Source organism: Gilliamella sp. wkB7 (genome assembly GCF_001693435.1).
GTDB lineage: Bacteria > Pseudomonadota > Gammaproteobacteria > Enterobacterales > Orbaceae > Gilliamella > Gilliamella apicola_N.
The window spans coordinates 1719628-1740831 of record NZ_CM004509.1; the positions used below are offsets into that span (position 1 = coordinate 1719628).

The 21204-nt window shown below is 34.1% G+C and carries 19 protein-coding genes; 14 read left to right on the plus strand and 5 right to left on the minus strand.

Translation table 11 applies throughout. The features are described 5' to 3' along the window. The first annotated feature begins 102 nt into the window (after positions 1 to 102). The 6 genes from polA to asnB all read left to right on the plus strand — a co-directional run bounded on the left by polA (position 103) and on the right by asnB (position 8808). A complete protein-coding gene (gene polA, locus A9G17_RS07495) occupies positions 103 to 2880 on the plus strand; it encodes a DNA polymerase I (RefSeq protein ID WP_065738186.1) in 2778 nt (925 codons plus the stop codon). Between the two features lie 257 nt (positions 2881 to 3137). Continuing rightward, complete coding sequence (gene gltX / locus A9G17_RS07500) at positions 3138 to 4568, plus strand: glutamate--tRNA ligase (protein WP_065738187.1); 1431 nt, start codon at positions 3138 to 3140, stop codon at positions 4566 to 4568. A 57-nt stretch (positions 4569 to 4625) separates the two neighbouring features. Further along, complete coding sequence (locus tag A9G17_RS07505) at positions 4626 to 6239, plus strand: intermembrane phospholipid transport protein YdbH family protein (RefSeq protein ID WP_065738188.1); 1614 nt, start codon at positions 4626 to 4628, stop codon at positions 6237 to 6239. Positions 6240 to 6250: 11 nt separating this feature from the next. Continuing rightward, positions 6251 to 6436 (plus strand): YnbE family lipoprotein, encoded by a 186-nt coding sequence (locus A9G17_RS07510; RefSeq protein ID WP_065738189.1) that lies wholly within the window; start codon positions 6251 to 6253, stop codon positions 6434 to 6436. A gap of 134 nt (positions 6437 to 6570) precedes the next feature. Next, the gene (locus A9G17_RS07515) at positions 6571 to 6915 is read left to right on the plus strand and encodes a YdbL family probable chaperone protein (RefSeq protein ID WP_065738190.1); all 345 of its coding nucleotides are present in this window, start codon (positions 6571 to 6573) and stop codon (positions 6913 to 6915) included. Between the two features lie 219 nt (positions 6916 to 7134). Next, entirely contained in the window at positions 7135 to 8808 is a 1674-nt protein-coding gene (gene asnB / locus A9G17_RS07520) for an asparagine synthase B (RefSeq protein ID WP_065738191.1), read from the plus strand. Positions 8809 to 8906: 98 nt separating this feature from the next. On the opposite strand, the gene satP is transcribed toward asnB, so the two are convergent. Next, positions 8907 to 9485 (minus strand): acetate uptake transporter, encoded by a 579-nt coding sequence (gene satP / locus A9G17_RS07525; protein ID WP_065738192.1) that lies wholly within the window; start codon positions 9483 to 9485, stop codon positions 8907 to 8909. Positions 9486 to 9717: 232 nt separating this feature from the next. Between satP and dnaK the strand changes: the two genes are divergently transcribed. The 4 genes from dnaK to A9G17_RS07545 all read left to right on the plus strand — a co-directional run bounded on the left by dnaK (position 9718) and on the right by A9G17_RS07545 (position 14220). Then, positions 9718 to 11637 (plus strand): molecular chaperone DnaK, encoded by a 1920-nt coding sequence (dnaK, locus tag A9G17_RS07530; protein ID WP_065738193.1) that lies wholly within the window; start codon positions 9718 to 9720, stop codon positions 11635 to 11637. 128 nt (positions 11638 to 11765) lie between these two features. Then, on the plus strand, positions 11766 to 12896 hold the full coding sequence (dnaJ, locus tag A9G17_RS07535; protein ID WP_065738194.1) for a molecular chaperone DnaJ: 1131 nt from the start codon (positions 11766 to 11768) through the stop codon (positions 12894 to 12896). Between the two features lie 296 nt (positions 12897 to 13192). Beyond that, on the plus strand, positions 13193 to 13579 hold the full coding sequence (locus tag A9G17_RS07540) for a MarR family winged helix-turn-helix transcriptional regulator (protein WP_065738195.1): 387 nt from the start codon (positions 13193 to 13195) through the stop codon (positions 13577 to 13579). Continuing rightward, on the plus strand, positions 13579 to 14220 hold the full coding sequence (locus A9G17_RS07545; protein WP_065738196.1) for a peroxiredoxin-like family protein: 642 nt from the start codon (positions 13579 to 13581) through the stop codon (positions 14218 to 14220). The genes A9G17_RS07540 and A9G17_RS07545 overlap by 1 nt, the downstream gene beginning before the upstream one ends. 225 nt (positions 14221 to 14445) lie before the next feature. Here A9G17_RS07545 and grcA read toward each other — a convergent pair whose 3' ends face one another. Both grcA and A9G17_RS07555 read right to left on the minus strand, forming a co-directional pair. Beyond that, on the minus strand, positions 14446 to 14829 hold the full coding sequence (grcA, locus tag A9G17_RS07550; RefSeq protein ID WP_025314317.1) for an autonomous glycyl radical cofactor GrcA: 384 nt from the start codon (positions 14827 to 14829) through the stop codon (positions 14446 to 14448). A gap of 251 nt (positions 14830 to 15080) precedes the next feature. Continuing rightward, positions 15081 to 15644 (minus strand): DJ-1/PfpI family protein, encoded by a 564-nt coding sequence (locus A9G17_RS07555; RefSeq protein ID WP_065738197.1) that lies wholly within the window; start codon positions 15642 to 15644, stop codon positions 15081 to 15083. A gap of 255 nt (positions 15645 to 15899) precedes the next feature. Between A9G17_RS07555 and A9G17_RS07560 the strand changes: the two genes are divergently transcribed. The 4 genes from A9G17_RS07560 (at position 15900) to gntR (ending at position 20419) form a co-directional block, all read left to right on the plus strand. Then, a complete protein-coding gene (locus tag A9G17_RS07560) occupies positions 15900 to 17420 on the plus strand; it encodes an MFS transporter (RefSeq protein ID WP_065738198.1) in 1521 nt (506 codons plus the stop codon). A gap of 48 nt (positions 17421 to 17468) precedes the next feature. Beyond that, complete coding sequence (gene bglB, locus A9G17_RS07565) at positions 17469 to 18608, plus strand: beta-galactosidase BglB (protein ID WP_065738199.1); 1140 nt, start codon at positions 17469 to 17471, stop codon at positions 18606 to 18608. A gap of 102 nt (positions 18609 to 18710) precedes the next feature. Further along, positions 18711 to 19403, plus strand: a complete 693-nt coding sequence (gene ung / locus A9G17_RS07570; RefSeq protein ID WP_065738200.1) for a uracil-DNA glycosylase — start codon at positions 18711 to 18713, stop codon at positions 19401 to 19403. Positions 19404 to 19423: 20 nt separating this feature from the next. After that, positions 19424 to 20419 (plus strand): gluconate operon transcriptional repressor GntR, encoded by a 996-nt coding sequence (gene gntR / locus A9G17_RS07575; RefSeq protein WP_065739120.1) that lies wholly within the window; start codon positions 19424 to 19426, stop codon positions 20417 to 20419. A 66-nt stretch (positions 20420 to 20485) separates the two neighbouring features. On the opposite strand, the gene A9G17_RS07580 is transcribed toward gntR, so the two are convergent. Both A9G17_RS07580 and A9G17_RS13450 read right to left on the minus strand, forming a co-directional pair. Continuing rightward, the gene (locus tag A9G17_RS07580; protein WP_065738201.1) at positions 20486 to 20833 is read right to left on the minus strand and encodes a DUF805 domain-containing protein; all 348 of its coding nucleotides are present in this window, start codon (positions 20831 to 20833) and stop codon (positions 20486 to 20488) included. 219 nt (positions 20834 to 21052) lie between these two features. Then, positions 21053 to 21187, minus strand: a complete 135-nt coding sequence (locus A9G17_RS13450) for a hypothetical protein (protein ID WP_442903398.1) — start codon at positions 21185 to 21187, stop codon at positions 21053 to 21055. Positions 21188 to 21204 lie beyond the last annotated feature (17 nt).

The following is a 21204-nucleotide window of genomic DNA, read 5'->3' on the forward strand; positions in this document are numbered from 1 at the left end:
CCTGAAACTTTTTTACATTATATTATGGTCATGAATAAGAATATTAAGGTTAATTAGGTTATACTATCAGCCATTGACTTGAATAACATTTGGGTAATAGAAATGCCAAATAACACACCAATTATTTTAATTGATGGATCTTCATATCTTTACCGTGCTTTTTTTGCATGCCCTCCATTAACTAACGCCAAAGGTGAGCCAACTGGTGCTATTTTTGGTGTGATTAATATGATTCGCAGTTTGATTAATCAATATAACCCTACTCATATTGCGGTGGTCTTTGATGCGAAAGGGGGCTCATTTCGTAATGAGATCTATAGCGAATATAAAGCTACGCGTGAAGCGATGCCTGAAAATCTTCGCCCCCAAATTGAACCGATTCATACTATTTTGAAAGCAATGGGGTTGCCATTACTATGTATTGAAGGTGTTGAGGCTGATGACGTTATTGGTACCTTAGCCAGACAAGCTGAACGCGAAAATCTGGACGTGCTAATTAGTACTGGCGATAAAGATATGGCGCAGTTGGTGAGTGATAAAATCACTCTAATTAATACAATGAATAATGCTGTGCTTGATCCAAAAGGTGTGATGGATAAATTTGGTGTTCCGCCCGAAAAAATTATTGATTATTTAGCGTTAAGAGGCGATTCCTCCGATAATATACCGGGTGTGCCTGGTGTGGGTGAAAAAACGGCACAAGGCTTATTGACTGAATTTACCAGTGTTAAAGATATTTATGCACGCTTAGATGATATTGAAAAATTATCGATCCGTGGTGCAAAATCCTTAAAACAAAAATTAATTGATAATCAAAATGAAGCTGAACTTTCTTATTTGCTTGCTACCATCAAAACCGATGTCAAATTAGATTTTACTAATGAGCAACTGCTAATTACCGATATTGATGTCAATAAATTGGTTGAATTGTTTGCTTATTATGGTTTTCATCGTTGGCAAAAAGAGTTAATTGCAGGTACGTTCCTAAAACAGCAAAAAAATGGCATCGTAGGTGAAAGTTTATCGTTATTGGCAGATCATCAACAACATTCAGTTACTGCACAAAAGAAAGAGACCGATTATCAGTGTATATTAACGCATGAACAGCTTGATGACTGGGTTATCAAGTTAACCAATAGCAAGCAATTTGCTTTTGATACTGAAACCGATAATGTTGATCATGTACATGCTAAATTAGTGGGTATATCGCTAAGTGTTGAACCTTATCAAGCGGCCTACATTCCACTGGCTCATCAGTATTTAGGGGTACCAGAGCAATTACCTTTAACCGAGGTATTAGCCAAATTAAAACCTGTACTTGAAAATCCAGAGATTAAAAAAATTGCGCAAAATGCTAAATTTGATTACAGCATATTAGCTAATTATGGCATTAAGGTGTGTGGTATTGCCTTTGATACCATGCTTGAATCTTATGTATTAAATAGTACTGAACGTCATGATATGGATAGTATGGCAAATCGTTATCTCAATCATAAAACCATCACTTATGATGAGCTAACTAAAGTAGATAAAAAGAAAGTTACCATTGATGCTATTGAAGTAGAAAAAACGACTCAATATGCGGCTGAAGATGCCGATATTACATTGCAACTGCATGAAAAATTGTGGCCAGAACTTGAAAAAGACCAAAAATTAACAAAACTATTTACAGATATTGAGATGCCACTGGCTATTGTATTAGCTGAAATGGAAAGAACCGGTGTATTAGTTGATGCTAAACAATTAAATGACTATTCTATTGAATTAGCTAAACAGTTAATTGAAATTGAAGCGCAACTGCAATCACTCGCTGGCGAAAAATTTAATCCAGCCTCACCAAAACAGATTCAAGCGATTTTATTTGATAAGCATAATTTACCTGTTTTAAAAAAGACGCCAAAAGGTGATCCATCAACCAGCGAAGAAGTATTAAGTGAACTGGCTAACGAATACGAATTACCGCGAATGATTTTGTTCTATCGTGGATTAGCTAAATTGAAAAATACTTATACCGACAAATTACCATTGATGATTAGTCCAATCGATCAGCGTATTCATACTAACTATAATCAAATCGGTACTATCACGGGTCGATTATCATCCAACGATCCAAATTTACAAAATATTCCGGTACGTAATGAAGAAGGTCGCCGTATTCGACAAGCATTTATTGCGCCGAAAGGTTGTAAAATCATTTCTGCTGACTATTCACAAATTGAGTTACGTATCATGGCGCATTTGTCGCAAGATAAAAGTTTACTTAATGCTTTTGCTCATGATAAAGATATTCACCGAGTAACCGCTGGTGAAATATTAGGTAAAGCTGAATCGGAAGTTACCAATGAAGAACGAAGACGCGCTAAAGCGGTTAATTTTGGTTTAATTTATGGTATGAGTGCTTTTGGGTTATCTAAACAGATTAATATCCCTCGTAAAGAAGCGCAGTTTTACATCGATCGTTATTTTGAACGCTATCCAGGTGTTCAGCAATATATGGAACAAACTCGCCAACTTGCTGCTGAGCAAGGTTATGTTGAAACCTTATCTGGTCGCCGTTTGTATCTACCTAAAATTAGATCAACTAACGGTATTGAAAAGCGTGGAGCAGAACGAGCAGCAATTAATGCACCAATGCAAGGTACCGCGGCCGATATTATCAAAACCGCCATGATAAAAATGAGTGAGTGGATAAAAAATCAATCCGCAGATAATATTAAAATGGTGATGCAAGTACACGATGAATTAGTATTTGAAGTAAAAGATGCGTTTGTTGAGCAATATTGTACAGAAATTAAAAAGATTATGGAAAATTGTTATCAGTTATCTGTACCTTTAAAAGTTGATGTCGGTATCGGCAATAATTGGGATGAGGCGCATTAATTATTCAAAATACAAAGGTTAAGTATCAATGTTTTATACTCAAACGTATGCTTAACCTCAAACTTTTTTACAAGTTCGTTATTAATTTTCTAACATTAACATGACTATTGCCGAAACCTTTTAGCATGTTAGAATAAGCAACTAAAATGAATTTATATCAAAAAGTTATTCTATTAATTGATATTATCAAAATAAAAAGAGCGCAAATGATAACCTTATAGTATCGCGCTCATTTCTGTTATTATTAGGATTATTTCATGAAAATTAAAACCCGTTTTGCACCTAGCCCAACAGGCTATTTACATGTAGGTGGTGCACGTACAGCGCTTTACTCTTGGCTCTATACTCGTCATGCAAAAGGTGCGTTTGTATTGCGCATTGAAGATACTGATCTCGAGCGTTCAACACCAGAAGCGATTGAAGCGATTATGGAAGGTATGAATTGGTTAAAATTGTCATGGGATGAAGGCCCTTACTATCAAACTAAACGTTTTGATCGCTACAATCAAGTTATTGATGAAATGTTAGCTAAAGGTACCGCTTATCGTTGTTACTGTTCGAAAGAACGTCTTGAAAAATTACGTGAAGAGCAAATGGCGAAAGGTGAAAAAGCGCGCTATGACGGTCATTGTCGTTGTGATGAAGTACAAAAACAGCACTCACATACTGAACCGCATGTTGTCCGTTTTGCTAATCCAGTAGATGGCGTAGTTGTTTTTAATGATTTGATCCGTGGTCCAATTGAAATTGCTAATAAAGAGCTTGATGATCTAATTATTCGTCGTACTGATGGTTCTCCAACTTATAACTTTTGTGTTGTTGTTGATGACTGGGATATGGAAATCACCCATGTTATTCGTGGTGAAGATCATATCAATAATACGCCTCGCCAAATTAATATTTTAAAAGCATTGGGAGCACCACTGCCTGAATATGGGCACGTATCAATGATTTTAGGTGATGATGGACAAAAATTATCTAAACGTCATGGTGCAGTGAGCGTGATGCAATACCGTGATGATGGTTATTTGCCAGAGGCATTACTGAACTATTTAGTTCGTCTTGGTTGGTCCCATGGTGATCAAGAGATATTTTCAGTGCCAGAAATGATTGATTTCTTCTCACTAGATGCAGTGAGTAAGTCTGCAAGTGCATTTAATACTGAAAAATTACTTTGGTTAAATCACCATTATATTAATCATTTAGATGCTGATTATGTTGCTCAGCATTTAGTTTGGCATATGAATCAACATGGCTATGATTTATCACAAGGGCCAGATCTGATTACAATTATTAAGTTATTTGGTGAACGTTGCAAAACACTAAAAGAGATGGCTCAATCATGTGCTTATTGTTATCAAGATTTTTCTGATTTTGATGCTGATGCAGCAAAAAAACACCTACGCCCAGTTGCCAAAGAGCCACTAGAAAACATCCGAGCAAAAATTGAAGCTATTGCTGATTTTGATTGGGAAATTCATAAAATCCATGAAGTTATTGAAGCGACGGCTGCTGAGCTTGAAATAGGCATGGGTAAAGTAGGTATGCCACTTCGTGTTGCGGTAACAGGTATTGGTCAATCCCCATCTGTTGATGCAACGGTATTTGCTATTGGTAAAAAACGCACGCTAGCAAGAATCGATAAAGCACTAGCATATATTAACCAGCGAGAGCAAACATCCGCATAATCATCCTATTATTGCCGGATGATTCCGGCAATAATTTTAGCTAAGTCGAGAACGAATATGGCTCGTTTAAAAAAACGCTATTGGATTTCACTCAGTATTTTAGTATTTATCACGGTACTTGGTCTATTTGGTTGGCGTTATTGGCAAGAATTTAAACACGAGTATGGATTCTCAATAAACTGGCAGGGTGCCCATATTAACCTATCCGGTCTTTCATTTGATCAATTAACGGTTAATAAAGAGGCGCAATTTACGGTTACGGCTAAAGATGTATTTATCTCCTTGTCAAAACTATCAGCGCAAAATCTTAATATTAATTGGCAATCAAGTGATAGCAAAATCGTCACAGATAATACCAAAAATATCATTGAAACGGCATCTGAAAAGCAAAATCAATCGGGGTTTGATTATTCATCCATACCAACCATTGTTTACTGGCTACCATCGACGATCGATATTGACTCATTGCGATTTTATGAACAAAATCATGAGTTGTTTGATGTGAAAGTTAAAGCAACGAAACAGCAACAAGCTATTCATTTGGATGTATCGGCAAATAAACAATATGTTGCCAATCTTTCGGCCACATTATTATTCAATCAAAATGATTTGCGTATTGATATCCAAAATGGTGTTTTAACCACTACTTTAAATCAGTTTGGTATAGAAAACGGCAAAATATTATTGCCATTCACGGGTTGGATTACCAATAATCGATTTGAATTCACTAATTCTGGTAATGCTTCTGTAAATATAGAGAAAGCGAATTTATCTGACGATTCTATATTTAGCCGATTAAATGGAGCGTTAACCTTTAAAGTACAATCTCCCATTCCGGTTGAGCCTAAAAGAATATTAGCTACAGCTAAATTAACTCTTAATAAGTTCAGTGGGATTTACAAAAATAGTGAAATAAAATCTGCTACGGGTAATATTAATGTTGATATCAAAAATAAGCAATTTACTGTTTCAGTGCCAACACTCAATATACAAGAGATAAATATGGGGATCGCTTTGCAACAGGTAAAATTGTCTGGTAGTTATACCGCATCGTTTAATACACCAAGCAAAGGTACGATTATTTGGAAAAAGGCACAAGCGGCTATTTTTTCAGGCTCTATCTTTCTTGAAGCCAGTAAATTGAATTTAGCTAAATTACCCCAACAATTTAATTTAAGATTAAAGCAGATACAATTAAAAGATATTTTCGCCGCATATCCTGCTGAAGGACTGGCTGGTGATGGTGCTATTGATGGGTTATTACCTATTACATTATTATCTGTGAATAAAAAAGAAGGTGTAACTTTTGAGCCCATAATTAAAAAAGGACAGTTAACCACAACCAATCAAGGCTATTTACAGTTTGAAAATTCAGCTCTAAAAAATTATGCTAAAAGTAATCCTAATATGAAAATACTCACAGATATTATTAAAAATTTTCATTATACTAAACTAGATGGAACGGTTGATTATGCTGATGATGTTGCTAAATTAGGGCTTCATATCCAAGGACATAATTTGGATGTTGAAGATGGCAAAGCCGTCAATTTAAATGTAACATTAGAAGAAAATATCGCCAAGCTGCTCATGAGTTTACAATTATCAGATCAAATTAGTGAACCAATTCGTAAACGTATTGAAGCGCATTTAAAAAAGGAATCTGCAAAATAAGAGGTCATTTTATGATACGACGAGTTATTGCAATAATGATATTAGGTAGTGCGTTAATGGGATGTTCGCCAACGGTTAAAGTACAAACGCCAAGCGAACCTATTAATATTAATTTAAATGTAAAAATCGATCATGAGATTAATATTAAAGTGGATAAGGCATTAGACAATATTATCAATAAATCTGGACTATATTAAAAAGTAAAATTTTATTAATGAGTGATTTATGGTAGGAAGATGGCAAAGATGGTTGATAATACTAATTATTATGCATAAAAAATCTTTTGCTACTTTTAAATTTAATTATAAAAAGTATGATTAAGGAGTGTGCTATGAGTATCTATAAAAAAGTGACAATAGCTTTATTTACTGCTGTTTTATCTTTTTCTGTATCAGCACTGACTTTAGAACAAGCCATCGATTCACTAAGCCAAGCCAAAGCGCAAGGATTAGTAGGAGAACAAGCAGATGGCTACTTAGGTGTAGTAAAAAATGTAGGCAATGCCAGTGAGATTGCAAATTTAATTAATCAAGCTCGCAAAGCACAGTACCAAAAAGTTTCTGCTGAAAGTAAAGTTCCATTAAATGAAGTGGAAAATCGAGCTGGTAGTAAAGCACAAGACAAAACGCCAGCAGGTCAATATATAAAGCAACAAGGTCAATGGCAGAAAAAATAATTGTGATCTTTTTGCAATGATAGGAAAAGTATAACGATATTGTACTTTAATTGTGTATCAATAATGTGTATGCTGTTTATTTAGAGTTTTGCTCACATTCATTATTTTGAAAAGAGCATAATTACCAATAACAACAAAATGATATGAATATTTTCATACAGATAGTTAGTTTTTACTTGTAAATTGTATCGCCTAGGCGATTTTAAATGGAGAAAATCAATGTGTTCGATTTTAGGTATTCTTGATATTAAATCAGATCCAGAACAACTACGAACAAAAGCATTAGAGCTATCAAGTCTACAACGTCACCGTGGTCCTGATTGGTCTGGTATTTTTGCTTCTGATAAAGCTATTTTAGCTCATGAACGTTTATCAATTGTAGATGTTAATACAGGATCTCAGCCACTTTATAATAAAGATAAAACTTTAGTTTTAGCAGTCAATGGCGAAATTTATAATCATCAAGAACTCCGAAATCAGTACAAAGATCGTTATGAATTTCAAACAGGCTCTGACTGTGAAGTAATTTTAGCTCTTTATCAAGAAAAAGGTATCCATTGTCTTGATGAATTACAAGGTATGTTTGCTTTTATCCTTTATGACATCAATAAAGGTACTTATTTCATTGGTCGTGATCACATAGGTATTATTCCTATGTATATGGGATATGATGAAAATGGTACGTTTTATGTTGCTTCAGAAATGAAAGCATTAGTACCCGTTTGTAAAACCATTGAAGCTTTCCCTCCTGGAAGTTATTTATCTAGTACTGAAGGTGAAATTAAAACTTATTACCAACGTGACTGGATGGACTACGAGAATGTAAAAGATAACAAGACCGATATTAATGCGTTACGTATTGCTTTAGAAGAGTCTGTTAAAAGCCATCTTATGTCTGATGTGCCTTACGGTGTGTTATTATCTGGCGGTCTTGACTCTTCAGTTATCTCTGCAATTACCAAAAAATTCTCAGCTCGCCGTGTTGAAGATCATGAAAAATCAGAAGCTTGGTGGCCGCAGTTACACTCATTTGCAGTAGGTTTAAAAGGTGCGCCAGATTTGAAAGCTGCACAGGCTGTTGCTGACCATTTAGGCACAGTTCATCACGAAATTAACTTTACTATTCAAGAAGGTATTGATGCGATTCGTGATGTCATTTATTACATCGAAACTTATGATGTAACAACCATTCGTGCTTCAACGCCAATGTATTTAATGGCGCGTAAGATCAAAGCAATGGGTATAAAAATGGTTCTATCTGGTGAAGGTGCAGATGAAGTATTTGGTGGTTATTTGTATTTCCATAAAGCGCCAAATGCAAAAGAATTCCATGAAGAAACTGTACGTAAATTAGCTGCCTTACATATGTACGACTGTGCGCGAGCAAATAAAGCTATGGCTGCTTGGGGTGTTGAGGCTCGGGTACCATTCTTAGATAAAAAATTCTTAGATGTGGCGATGCGCCTTAATCCAAAAGATAAAATGTGTGGTAGCAACGGTAAAATGGAAAAACACATTGTTCGTGAAGCATTTGAATCTTATTTACCTGCATCGGTAGTTTGGCGTCAAAAAGAACAATTCTCTGACGGCGTTGGTTATAGCTGGATTGATACATTAAAAGAGATTGCTGAAAGCAAGATTACTGATCAGCAGCTAGAAAATGCAAAATTCCGCTTCCCTTACAATACACCTGCATCGAAAGAAGCATACATGTATCGTGAAATTTTTGATGAATTATTCCCAGTTGAAAGTGCTGCCCATTGTGTACCAGGCGGTCCAACGGTTGCATGTTCAACGGCTAAAGCAATTGAATGGGATGAATCATTTAAAAATTTAAACGATCCATCAGGCCGAGCGGCAGTTGGTGTGCATAATGATGCTTATAAAAAATAATCGACTTTAATCGCTCTTATTGGACATAAAAAAACGGGGATATTTCCCCGTTTTCATTGCTCACTTAAAAAAGTCAATTGTATGACTGCTTAATTTTATTAATGCGCTGCGCCTTTAGGTGCACCAATAGGCAAAATAGTACGACCAAATTGTTCGTTAATCACTTCTGCCATTGCCAAATAAATTGCACTTGCACCACAAATAATGCCTTCAAAACCAGCAATATGAATAATGCCATGATTACCTGAAATATTACCAATTGCCAACAGAGCAAATAACAGTGTTAGGCTAGCAAAAACAAATTGTAATGCTCGATTGCCTTTCAAGGTACCAATAAACATAAAACCAGTAAAAATTCCCCATAAAGCAAGGAAGATCCCCACAAAGGTTGCATCAGATGGTGCAGTTGCTGGTGAAGTTGGTAAATACCAAATGCCAACTAATGCGATCCAAAAGAAACCATAAGAGGTAAATGCTGTTGTTCCAAACGTATTGCCTTTGCGGAATTCTAAAATACCAGCAATAACTTGTGCAAGACCACCATAAAAAATACCCATTGAGACAATTACAGTCATAACAGGAAAGAATCCTGCATTATGAATATTTAATAAAATTGTTGTCATACCAAATCCCATTAAACCCAGAGGGCCGGGATTTGCAAGTTTTGTTTGTTCCATAAAGATCCTATAAATTAAGTTCTACAATAAAAAAGAGCGGCAATGATAAGTGCAGAGAACCTAGCAATCAAGATATATTAAAAAATTTTTATATTGCCCCTTGATATTAACAATATTGTTCCCATCTATGTGGAAACAAAAAATATTACTTTGTATAAATTTAAAGCTTGAAAATTAAAATTTAAGACTTATATACAAGAAATAAAATACAGGTTTTGAGGAGACAAAGATTATGGGTAAAATTATTGGTATCGATTTAGGTACAACAAATTCATGTGTTGCAGTGATGGACAATGGGCAAGCAAAAGTATTAGAAAATGCAGAAGGTGATCGCACAACCCCTTCCATTATTGCTTATACACAAGATGGTGAAATTTTAGTTGGTCAACCAGCAAAACGCCAAGCAGTAACAAATCCACAAAATACATTATTTGCTATTAAACGTTTAATTGGCCGTCGTTTTGAAGATGCTGAAGTACAACGTGATGTGGGTATTATGCCATACAAAATTGTAAAAGCTGATAATGGCGATGCGTGGGTTGATGTTAAAGGTCAAAAAATTGCTCCACCACAAATCTCTGCTGAAGTATTAAAGAAAATGAAAAAAACAGCAGAAGATTATCTTGGTGAACCAGTTACTGAAGCCGTTATCACTGTTCCAGCTTATTTTAATGATGCTCAACGTCAAGCAACAAAAGATGCTGGTCGTATTGCTGGTTTAGATGTTAAACGTATCATCAACGAACCAACAGCAGCAGCGCTTGCTTATGGTTTAGATAAAGATGTGGGTAATCGCACTATCGCAGTATATGACCTTGGTGGTGGTACATTCGATATTTCAATTATCGAAATTGATGATGTTGATGGTGAAAAAACATTTGAAGTATTAGCTACAAATGGTGATACTCACTTAGGTGGTGAAGACTTTGATTCTCGTTTAATTAACTATTTAGTTGATGAATTTAAACGTGAACAAGGTTTCGATCTTAAAAACGATCCACTTGCAATGCAACGTTTAAAAGAAGCTGCTGAAAAAGCGAAAATTGAATTATCATCAGCACAACAAACTGATATCAACTTACCATATATCACTGCTGATGCAACTGGACCAAAACATTTAAATATCAAAGTAACACGTGCAAAACTTGAATCTTTAGTAGAAGATTTAGTTAAACGTTCAATGGAACCAGTTAAAACTGCTTTACAAGATGCTGGTCTTTCTGTATCTGATATTAAAGATGTAATTTTAGTCGGCGGTCAAACTCGTATGCCAATGGTGCAAAAAGCGGTTGCTGACTTCTTTGGTAAAGAGCCACGTAAAGATGTAAACCCTGATGAAGCAGTAGCTGTTGGTGCTGCAGTACAAGGTGGTGTGCTTGGTGGTGATGTTAAAGATGTATTATTACTTGATGTAACACCATTATCACTTGGTATTGAAACTATGGGTGGTGTAATGACTACCTTAATTGAGAAAAACACAACTATCCCAACTAAACATAGTCAAGTGTTCTCAACAGCTGAAGATAACCAATCAGCAGTAACTATCCATGTGTTACAAGGTGAACGTAAACGTGCTAGTGATAATAAATCATTAGGTCAATTTAACCTTGATGGTATTCAAGCTGCACCTCGTGGTATGCCACAAATTGAAGTAACTTTTGATATCGACGCTGACGGTATTTTACATGTCTCAGCGAAAGACAAAAATACAGGTCGTGAACAAAACATTACTATTAAGGCTTCTTCTGGTTTAAGTGAAGAAGAGATCCAAAAAATGGTAAATGATGCTGAAGCAAATGCCGATGCTGACCGTAAGTTTGAAGAGTTAGCTCAAGTGCGTAACCAAGCGGATCATCTTGTTCACTCAACTCGTAAAAAAGTGACAGAAGCTGGTGATCAACTATCAGCAGATGATAAAAAAGCGATTGAAGATGCGGTAAGCGCTTTAGAAGTTGCTGCTCGCGGTGAAGATAAAGCTGAAATTGAAGCAAAAATCAATGCGTTGATGGAAGCATCTAAAAAATTACTTGAATTAGAACAACAACAAGCTCAAGCTGGTCAATCTGCAAACCAAGCTAACAGCGGTTCTGCGGCGCAAGATGATGATGTTGTTGATGCTGATTTTAAAGAAGTTGATGACGAGAAAAAATAATAAGCATTGATAAAGATGTTTTTTAATGAGTTATTTCAACGAGTTTTAAACATGTAACACATTAAACGGGCGCGAGGTAACTCAAGCCCGTTTAGTTGTTTATGTTATGATAAAAATAAAGGTTAATTATGGCGAAGAAAGACTATTATGAAATATTAGGCGTAAGCAAAACAGCCACAGAAAGTGAAATAAAAAAAGCCTATAAACGCCTTGCCATGAAATATCATCCTGATAAAAATCAGGATAATAAAGCCGAAGCTGAAGCAAAATTTAAAGAAGTCAAAGAAGCATATGAGATTTTGACCGATGCCCAAAAGAAAGCTGCTTATGATCAATATGGCCATGCAGCATTTGAACAAGGTGGCGGCGCTGGAGCAGGTGGTTTTGGCGGTTTCGGTGGTTTTGGTGGTGGTGCATTTGATGATCTATTCAGTGACTTCTTTGGAGGAGGGCGTGGACGTGGTCAAACGGCATCACGAGGCGCTGATCTGCAATATAATATTACGCTAACGCTAGAAGAAGCGGCTAACGGTGTCAGCAAAGAAATTAAAGTACCAACTTGGGTCACATGTGATACTTGTCATGGACAAGGTACTGAAAAATCATCGGATGTCGTTACTTGTGATACCTGTCATGGTTCTGGTGTTGTACAAATGCGCCAAGGATTTTTTGCTGTACAACAAGAATGTCCAACCTGTCATGGTCGTGGTAAAGTTGTTAAAAATCCATGTAAGAAGTGCCATGGTGAAGGTCGTGTACAAAAAAATAAAACACTATCAGTAACTATTCCAGCGGGTGTTGATACTGGAAACCGAATTCGACTTGCTGGTGAAGGTGAAGCCGGTTTAAATGGTGCTCCAGCAGGTGATTTATATGTTCAAGTACAGATCAAACAGCATGCGATTTTTGAACGTGATGGCACTAATTTACATTGCGAAATACCGATTAACATTGTTTTAGCATCACTGGGTGGTGAAGTTGAGGTTCCAACCCTTAACGGAAAAGTAAGTTTAACCATTCCAGCCGAAACGCAAACAGGCAGAATGTTCCGATTACGTGGTAAAGGTATTAAATCATTGCGTGGTAGTTCGGTTGGTGATCTTTACTGTCATGTCGTAGTTGAAACACCAGTTAATTTAACCAGTAAACAAAAAGAGCTACTGAAAGAGTTAGGTGAAAGTTTTAAAGCGGACAAAAGCTCTAAACATAGCCCGAAAGAAAAAAGCTTTTTTGATAAAGTGAAAAAGTTTTTTGGTTAATATCAATCAATAATAATGCAATCGAGCCATTAAGGCTCGATTTTGTTATTGTCTTATTCATATTGTAATTTTTATCTTCTTTCCTTTCCTGCACATCCAATATTTAAAACAAATGTTTGACATTAAACCATACTTTATTTGGCATATAAAAATAGTAAGGGTACTAACTAATTTGTGAAATTTATATATGCAACTAGAAAATCGATATTTATCTTTTTGTAATATTTTGAAAAAAGAAAATACTATTAATTTAGAAAAAATTCGGACATGCTTTTACTTTGTTATCAGTGTCTAGTTTGATTGATATTGAATGTTCTAAGCGACTGCAACAATTTCACCTTTCAGAGAGTCGGTTAATTATTTTAGTTTTATTACAAGAATATCAAGAATTATCTTTACAAGAAATTGCAAAATATCTAGGAATAACTAAAGCTTCTACAACTACTCTCATTAGTTCATTATTTAATAAGAAGTTAATATCAAAAAGAAACGATCAAAAAGATAAAAGAATTACTTTGGTTTCTTTAACTTCTGCAGGTACTGTCTTATTAACGGAAACATTGAAACAGCATAGTTTATGGATAGAAAAAATAACGAATAATTTATCTGATAATGATGTTGCTATATTTAAAAAAGTATTGAGTCAAATTTATGAAAATGTATTAACAAAGGATATTACTTAATGAAAACAATTGAAGAATTAGAATTATTAAAACAAGGTATGATTGAACAATTACCTCAAGATATGTTAAATATCATGGAAAGTTCATTATCAGATATGTTAAGTAAAAAATTAGATAGTCATGCTTTGCAATATGGAGATATTGCACCAAATTTTTCATTACTATCAACAGAGAATCAGCCGATTAATTTATATAAATTACTTGAAAATAAACCAGTCGTAATTAGTTTTTTCCGTGGTAGTTGGTGCCCATTTTGTGTCAAAGAATTAGAACATTTCGAAAATAATTTAAAATTGATCCAACAAGAAAAAAATATGCATTTTATTGCCATTTCGCCACAAAAATCTGAAATTAGTGCACAATTAAAAAAAGAAAAATCGCTATCAATTAATATATTATCTGATGTTGAAAATCAGGTCGCTAATAAATTTGGTTTAGTTTTTACATTACCAGAAAATGTTAGAGAACTATACAAGTGTTTGGGGGCTTATTTACCTGATTTTAATGGTGATGATAGTTATAAATTACCTATACCTGCAACTTATTTAATTGGTCAGGATAAAAAAATTCATTTTGCCTATGTAAATGTTAATTATATGGAGCGAGCTGACATATCAGCATTAATTAATTCATTAGATTAAAATATAATTTATTGCGATGATTTTTTAACAACTTTGATTTTTAGTGTTTAATTTTATCAATTCGCTTTGATCAGATAATGGGGATTTTTTATTCTTGACTTAAAACTAGCACTATTAAGTTATTTAATAATTGTATAAGTAAATGATCATTTCAATAAAAAAAGGATAATTTTCATTATCCTTTTTATGTTAATTATTATTAGGCACAAATAATATTAAAACTAATTACATTTTTGTTGTAAAAGTACGTGCAATAACATCACGTTGTTGTTCTGCTGTTAAAGAATTAAAACGTACTGCATAACCAGAAACACGAATAGTTAATTGTGGATATTTTTCTGGATGTTTTACTGCATCTTCCAAGGTTTCACGACGAAGAACATTAACATTTAAATGTTGACCACCTTCAACTTTGATTGTTGGTGCTACATCTAAAGGTACTTCGCGATATTCAAATTGACCTAATTCAGCAGTTGGAATAATTTGATCTTCTTTATAAACAGATTTAGCAGCTACACAACGCGCTTCTTTTGTTGAATCATCTAATAACCAAAAAGAGTTAAGTAGTGCAGCATTGTCAGCTTTAGTAATTTGGATACCTGTAATCATTTTTAAATCCTCCTAATGGGCCTTATTGCCCTTATTAATTATAGGTTAATATAGCACTTTCAAAATTTGATTAAAGTCAAAAAGAACTATCAATTCAATAAGTAATACCTTTGTTTAGCTTTTTCACTGTAATTGCAATACTTACAAGCAACTGTTTAAATATTTTAAAATTTATTGTTTAATTTAGATGGATCTTTTTTGAGGAAATTTAAAATATACAGCAACAATTAAAACTCCAAAAATTAATATGATCAATAAGAGATATAAATATGTTCAGCTTGAAATTTAACCTCTTTTTTATCCATATTAAGCAATTCTCCAAGTGTAAAAGCAAATTTAAATGCCATACCGAGACCTTTACCACTAAAAAGATTTTTATCTAAAACGACATCTTGATCAACAAAAACACCGTCATGAGCATTTTTATACAAATCACCGGAACATACGTACTTTCTGCCTTTGAGTAAATTGTTTTTATTTAATACTTTTACGGCAGCAGAGCAGATTGGACAGATCCATTTACCAGCAGCATCGTGTGATTGAATAAATTGAATTACATCTGGATTCTTACCTAAATTGATCGTTCCGTCAGGTCCTCCAGGCAAAATGATCGCATCATAGAGCGTTGATTGTTTTTCCATAAGTAACGCATGTGCTTTCATCTCAATATTATGATAACTAGTGACTATAATCTGATTTTGGCATGCTAATAAATGAACTTCAATTTTGAGACGACAAAGCGCATTATAAATAATGATTGCTTCAGCTTCCTCAAAACCCTCTGCTAATAGAATAGCAACTTTTGGAACAGTCATATAAATACCCACAACTTAATTAAAATAAAATTTAAATTATTGTTTCATAAATTTTTTTTAAAAATAAAAAGATTTTGAAGAAAATAAGATATTTGTGATAAAAATCACGCCGACTTTTAAATTTTTGCCACTTTTATAAAAAGTTGGCATTCACGTTAAAGTTTAAGAAATTCTCTCACCATAGACTACAACTAGGATCAATCTAGAAGTAATACTTCTTTTTTGGGATAAGTTGGAAAAATGTGTGGGGTAAATATGAAAAATAGAGTAATAGGATTAAAAAATTACTTAGCTTATGGTGGCGGTGATTTTTTAGGTGCAGGAACTACTGCATTAACTGCGGTATGGTTATTATATTTTTATACAAATTTCTGTGATTTAACCCCTATTGAAGCAACATTTATTTTTGCTGCAGCTAGAGTACTTGATGCCGTAATTAGTCCGTTAATGGGATATTTAACGGATAATTTTGGTCGAACTCGCTTAGGTCAGCGTTTTGGTCGCCGTAAATTTTTTATACTACTCGGTATCCCTCTCATTTTTAGTTATAGCGTAATGTGGGCTCCAGGTATGAGCTATATCTATTACTTATTAACTTATCTCTTCTTTGATATGGTTTACACCATGGTACTTGTTCCTTACGAAACGCTTGTTCCAGAAATGACCGATGATTTTAAGCAAAAGACAAAATTTTCTGGAGCACGTATATCTATGGCGCAATTGTCTGCAATTTTGGCGGGCTTTTTACCGGGAGTATTACTTACTTATTTTGGGAAAGATAATGCTATATCGTTTTTTTACGCCAGTTTAGTATTTTCTGTTTTATGCTCTTTTGCTCTTTGTATGGTGTACTTATTTACTTGGGAAAGACCAAAAGAGCTTAAATCTAAAGAAGCTTTACAAGCTGAACAAGAAGCCGCTTCATTATCATTTAAAGAAAGTATTCGTCATTTAATTATTGAACTCCTATCTACATTTAAAATCAAAATTTTTAGACAGCATTTAGGTATGTATTTAGGTGGGTATATTGCACAAGATGTTTTTAATGCAGTATTTACTTACTATGTAATTTTTGTGTTATTACAAGAACCGACAGTTGCATCTATGCTAGTTGGTACTATGTCTATAACACAGTTTGTTGCGGTATTAGGTATGATGCCGTTATGTATTAAATATGGACCAGCACCTGCATATCGCGGTGTTATCACCATTTTTGGTATTAGTTGCTTAGCTTATGGTGTGATTTGGTATTACAACTTAAGTAATATTCATACACTATTGGTTATTGTATCAGCGATAGCTGGATTGGGGCGCGGAGGTATCAACTATGTCCCTTGGAATATCTATACTTATATATCTGATGTGGATGAAATTATTACTGGTAAACGTCGCGAAGGAATTTTTGCCGGTGTAATGACTTTTACACGGAAAGCTTCTCAAGCAGGGGCGGTAATGTTAATTGGTATTTGTTTACAATACTCAGGGTTTGTTAAAGGGCAAAATGAGCAACCACCAGCGGTATCACAAGCTATTTTAATCTTATTAGTCGTTGGAACTATCTTTGTTTTAACTTTAGGTTTTTTGATTTCATTAAAATTTAAACTTAATTTGAAAACTCACAAAATATTAATTGATGAAATTAATAATATAAAAGGAATTGGAACAAATTCAGAGAAAAGAATTAGTGATAAAGGTAAACCTATTGTTGAAATGTTGACTGGAATGCCAGTTGCCAAACTTTGGGGCAATAATAATATTGGTTATAAAGCTAAATAAATGAGTGTTAGTTGTTTTTATATAAATTTAATCAAAGGATGAGAAGAGATGCAAATATTTCCTGTAAAACATAGTAAATTGCTCTGTAAACCTGAGTACTTAATTTCTAGAACTGAGTTGCAAGAATTAATTCACAACATTATAAATAATTTAATTAATATAAAGGATGAAACAGGTGAATTTTTATTGCGCTTGGACGATGGACGAATTATTGATACTAAAGGTTGGGATGGATGGGAATGGACTCATGGTATTGGTCTTTATGGCATGTACCAATTTTATCAACAGACTGGCGATAAGACTACGTTAGACATTATTGATAATTGGTTTAAGCGACGTTTATCTGAGGGTACACCAACTAAAAATGTAAATACTGTATGCCCATTTCTAACATTAGCTTACCGTTATGAAGAAACTAAAAATCCAGTTTTTCTACCATATTTAGAACGCTGGGCAGATTGGGTAATGTATGAGATGCCTCGAACTAAATTTAAAGGTTTACAACATATCGTTTATAACAATGAAAATCATCAACAACTTTGGGATGATACATTGATGATGAGCGTATTACCTATTGCCAAAATTGGTAAATTACTCAATAAACCTCAATACATTCAAGAAGCAATTTATCAAATATTAATTCACATTCAATATTTAATGGATCGTCAAACAGGTCTTTGGTTCCATGGTTGGACTTTTGAAGGTAATCATAATTTTGCTAAAGCAAGATGGGCCAGAGGAAACAGCTGGTTAACCATAGTGATTCCTGAATTTATTGAATTACTTGATCTTCAGGAACATGATCCTATTGGTAAAATGTTGATTGAAGTTTTAAATGCTCAAGTTGAAGCATTAGCCAAATATCAAGATGAAAGTGGTTTATGGCATACCATTATTGATGATGCTACCTCGTATTTGGAAACATCAGCAACTGCAGGTTTTGCCTATGGGATATTAAAATCAATAAGAAAACGTTATATATCTGATGATTACAAAGTTATTGCTGAAAAAGCAATTAAAGGTGTAATGGCAAACATTAATGATGAAGGTACACTCTTAAATGTTTCATTTGGAACAGCAATGGGTAACGATCTGGAGTATTATAAAAATATTCCACTAACATCGATGCCATACGGACAATCTATGGCGATTTTATGTTTAACAGAATATTTAAGAGTCTTTATTTAAATTGCATAAAATTGATTAGCAATAGGCTTATTATTATTTTTAGGTATAATTATTGCAACCAGTAAATTATGTTGTTGAGCCATAAAATAATATAGGTATTGTATGACTAATCAATTAACATGGCATGATGTCATTGGATCCGAGAAAGAAAAACCTTATTTTCAACAGATAATGCAATTCGTCGCATCACAACGTGCTGAAAGGAAGATTATTTATCCTCCTCAGCACGATGTTTTTAATGCTTTTCGTTTTACTCCATTTAATGAAATTAAAGTGGTGATTTTAGGGCAAGATCCTTATCATGGCCCTAATCAAGCGCATGGTCTTTCATTTTCAGTGTTACCAGGTATAAAACCACCACCTTCTTTATTAAATATTTATAAAGAACTCTCAACTGATATTGAAGGATTTAAAATTCCTTCTCATGGTTACCTTGCCTCTTGGGCAACGCAAGGCGTATTATTGTTGAACAATGTATTAACTGTTGAGGCCGGCCAGGCTCATTCACACGCGAAAATAGGTTGGGAAACATTTACCGATCACGTAATCGCTGCAATCGATAAATATCTTGAAGGGGTGGTTTTTTTGTTATGGGGATCACCTGCGCAGAAAAAAGGTCAGTTTATTGATCGTCAAAAACATCATGTATTAACTTCCGTTCATCCATCGCCATTGTCTGCACATCGTGGTTTTTTTGGTTGTAAGCATTTTTCAAAAGCGAACGATCTTATTCGGCAACAAGGAAAAACACCAATAAATTGGCAACCTGTGCTTTTGGAAAATATTAATGAGTAGTATAAAAAAAGATGGTTAGTATAAAAAAACGTCGCACAGGTTTGCAGGAAATAGCTGATTTTATTGGTATTAGTAAAATGACAGTAAGCCGTTTTTTACGTGATCCTAATCTTGTATCAAAACCACTTCAGTTACAAATATCAGCAGCAATAGATGAACTTGGCTATATCCCTAATAAAGCGCCAGATATGCTGTCTAATGCAAAAAGTAATGCGATTGGTGTCTTATTACCATCATTGACCAATCAGGTATTTGCTGATGTATTGAAAGGCATCGAACTTGTAACAGATAAACATGGTTATCAAACCATGATTGCACACACAGGATATAATCCTGAAAAAGAAGAAATGCGCTTGCGATCGTTACTTGCTTATAATATTGATGGATTGATACTAACTGAACGAACTCATACCGCTGCAACACGAAAGATGATTGAAATATCAGGTGTACCTGTAGTTGAAATTATGGATAGTGTTTCGCCTTGTATTGATATGGCTGTTGGTTTTGATAATTATGAAGTAACTAAAAATATGGTTAATCGCATGATTAAGAAAGGTCATAAACATATCGCTTATTTTAGTGCGCGTCAGGATGATAGAAGTATTATACGCCAGCAAGGTTATGAACAAGCCATGCGAGACGCAGGACTGTCTACCAAAACTTTTGCGACAAAAGAATCTTCATCTTATTCATTAGGTAAGCACTTACTTCATCAGGCCTTGAAGGAGTATCCTCAAATTGATGGTGTTTTTAGTACTAACGATGATTTAGCGCTTGGGGTATTGTTTGAATGCCAACGGTTAGACATTAAAGTCCCCGAACAATTAGCTATTGCTGGTTTTCATGGGCATGATGTTGGGCAAGTCGTCACGCCAAAATTAGCTTCTATTTTGACACCGAGAATTGAAATTGGCCAGAAATCAGCCGAAATGTTATTGAAATGTATTAATGGTAAACAGATTGATCAGAATGTAATTGATTTACCTGTTGAGTTTTTAGATGGCGAAAGTATTTAATAACATAGTAGATAACACTGAAATTTAGTTAACCTCATTACATCTAGTAATGAGGTCATTGACACATTAAAACCCTTTAGGATTTTCGCCATATTGATTAGTTCCTGGTGTCGAATCTATTAAACAAAAGATGAATAATATAAGACTGCCAAATGGAACAAACTGCAGCAATAACCACCAGCCTGATTTGCCTGTATCATGTAGGCGTCGTACGGTAACAGCTAAAGAAGGAAGCAATATTCCCAATAGATATATTAAACTCAATATATAATTAAGTCCTAACGCACCATCAAGCAGCATGACAACAAAGCAAATAATACAATTAAATAAAGTATACATCCAATACTCTTTTCGACGTGCTCTTCCGCTGAAATTTACATAATTTTTTGTAATACAATCAATAAACCAATCCATCCTTAAATATTCCTTTTTAATTTAATTAGAAAAAAACCCTTTCAGGAGTAGGTATTTTAATAAAAAAAAAATAAAAATAAAACTGATTTTTATCATTAAAATCAGTTTTTTTATTTTAATTTCAATGGTTATACCATCAGATTTCTTATTGATTTCAGGTTTACATATAGTAAGAATTTATATTCGTATAATTGCTCAGTGGTTATTTATACCTACTCATTATATCTTCAAAAATAAAAATGAGGTCACATGAAAATTATTTAAATAATGACCATATTGATTGAAACTTGATATAAAGTCTTTTAAGAAAAAGATGAGTAATATAATACCGCCAAATGGAACTAACTTCAGCAATAACCACCAACCTGATT

What these genes read in the sequence shown, in the direction of transcription:
- polA (WP_065738186.1), top strand. Translation starts at nt 103, where the DNA reads ATGCCAAATAACACACCAATTATTTTAATTGATGGATCTTCATATCTT.
- gltX (WP_065738187.1), top strand. Translation starts at nt 3,138, where the DNA reads ATGAAAATTAAAACCCGTTTTGCACCTAGCCCAACAGGCTATTTACAT.
- A9G17_RS07505 (WP_065738188.1), top strand. Translation starts at nt 4,626, where the DNA reads ATGGCTCGTTTAAAAAAACGCTATTGGATTTCACTCAGTATTTTAGTA.
- A9G17_RS07510 (WP_065738189.1), top strand. Translation starts at nt 6,251, where the DNA reads ATGATACGACGAGTTATTGCAATAATGATATTAGGTAGTGCGTTAATG.
- A9G17_RS07515 (WP_065738190.1), top strand. Translation starts at nt 6,571, where the DNA reads ATGAGTATCTATAAAAAAGTGACAATAGCTTTATTTACTGCTGTTTTA.
- asnB (WP_065738191.1), top strand. Translation starts at nt 7,135, where the DNA reads ATGTGTTCGATTTTAGGTATTCTTGATATTAAATCAGATCCAGAACAA.
- satP (WP_065738192.1), bottom strand. Translation starts at nt 9,485, where the DNA reads ATGGAACAAACAAAACTTGCAAATCCCGGCCCTCTGGGTTTAATGGGA.
- dnaK (WP_065738193.1), top strand. Translation starts at nt 9,718, where the DNA reads ATGGGTAAAATTATTGGTATCGATTTAGGTACAACAAATTCATGTGTT.
- dnaJ (WP_065738194.1), top strand. Translation starts at nt 11,766, where the DNA reads ATGGCGAAGAAAGACTATTATGAAATATTAGGCGTAAGCAAAACAGCC.
- A9G17_RS07545 (WP_065738196.1), top strand. Translation starts at nt 13,579, where the DNA reads ATGAAAACAATTGAAGAATTAGAATTATTAAAACAAGGTATGATTGAA.
- grcA (WP_025314317.1), bottom strand. Translation starts at nt 14,829, where the DNA reads ATGATTACAGGTATCCAAATTACTAAAGCTGACAATGCTGCACTACTT.
- A9G17_RS07555 (WP_065738197.1), bottom strand. Translation starts at nt 15,644, where the DNA reads ATGACTGTTCCAAAAGTTGCTATTCTATTAGCAGAGGGTTTTGAGGAA.
- A9G17_RS07560 (WP_065738198.1), top strand. Translation starts at nt 15,900, where the DNA reads ATGAAAAATAGAGTAATAGGATTAAAAAATTACTTAGCTTATGGTGGC.
- bglB (WP_065738199.1), top strand. Translation starts at nt 17,469, where the DNA reads ATGCAAATATTTCCTGTAAAACATAGTAAATTGCTCTGTAAACCTGAG.
- ung (WP_065738200.1), top strand. Translation starts at nt 18,711, where the DNA reads ATGACTAATCAATTAACATGGCATGATGTCATTGGATCCGAGAAAGAA.
- A9G17_RS07580 (WP_065738201.1), bottom strand. Translation starts at nt 20,833, where the DNA reads ATGGATTGGTTTATTGATTGTATTACAAAAAATTATGTAAATTTCAGC.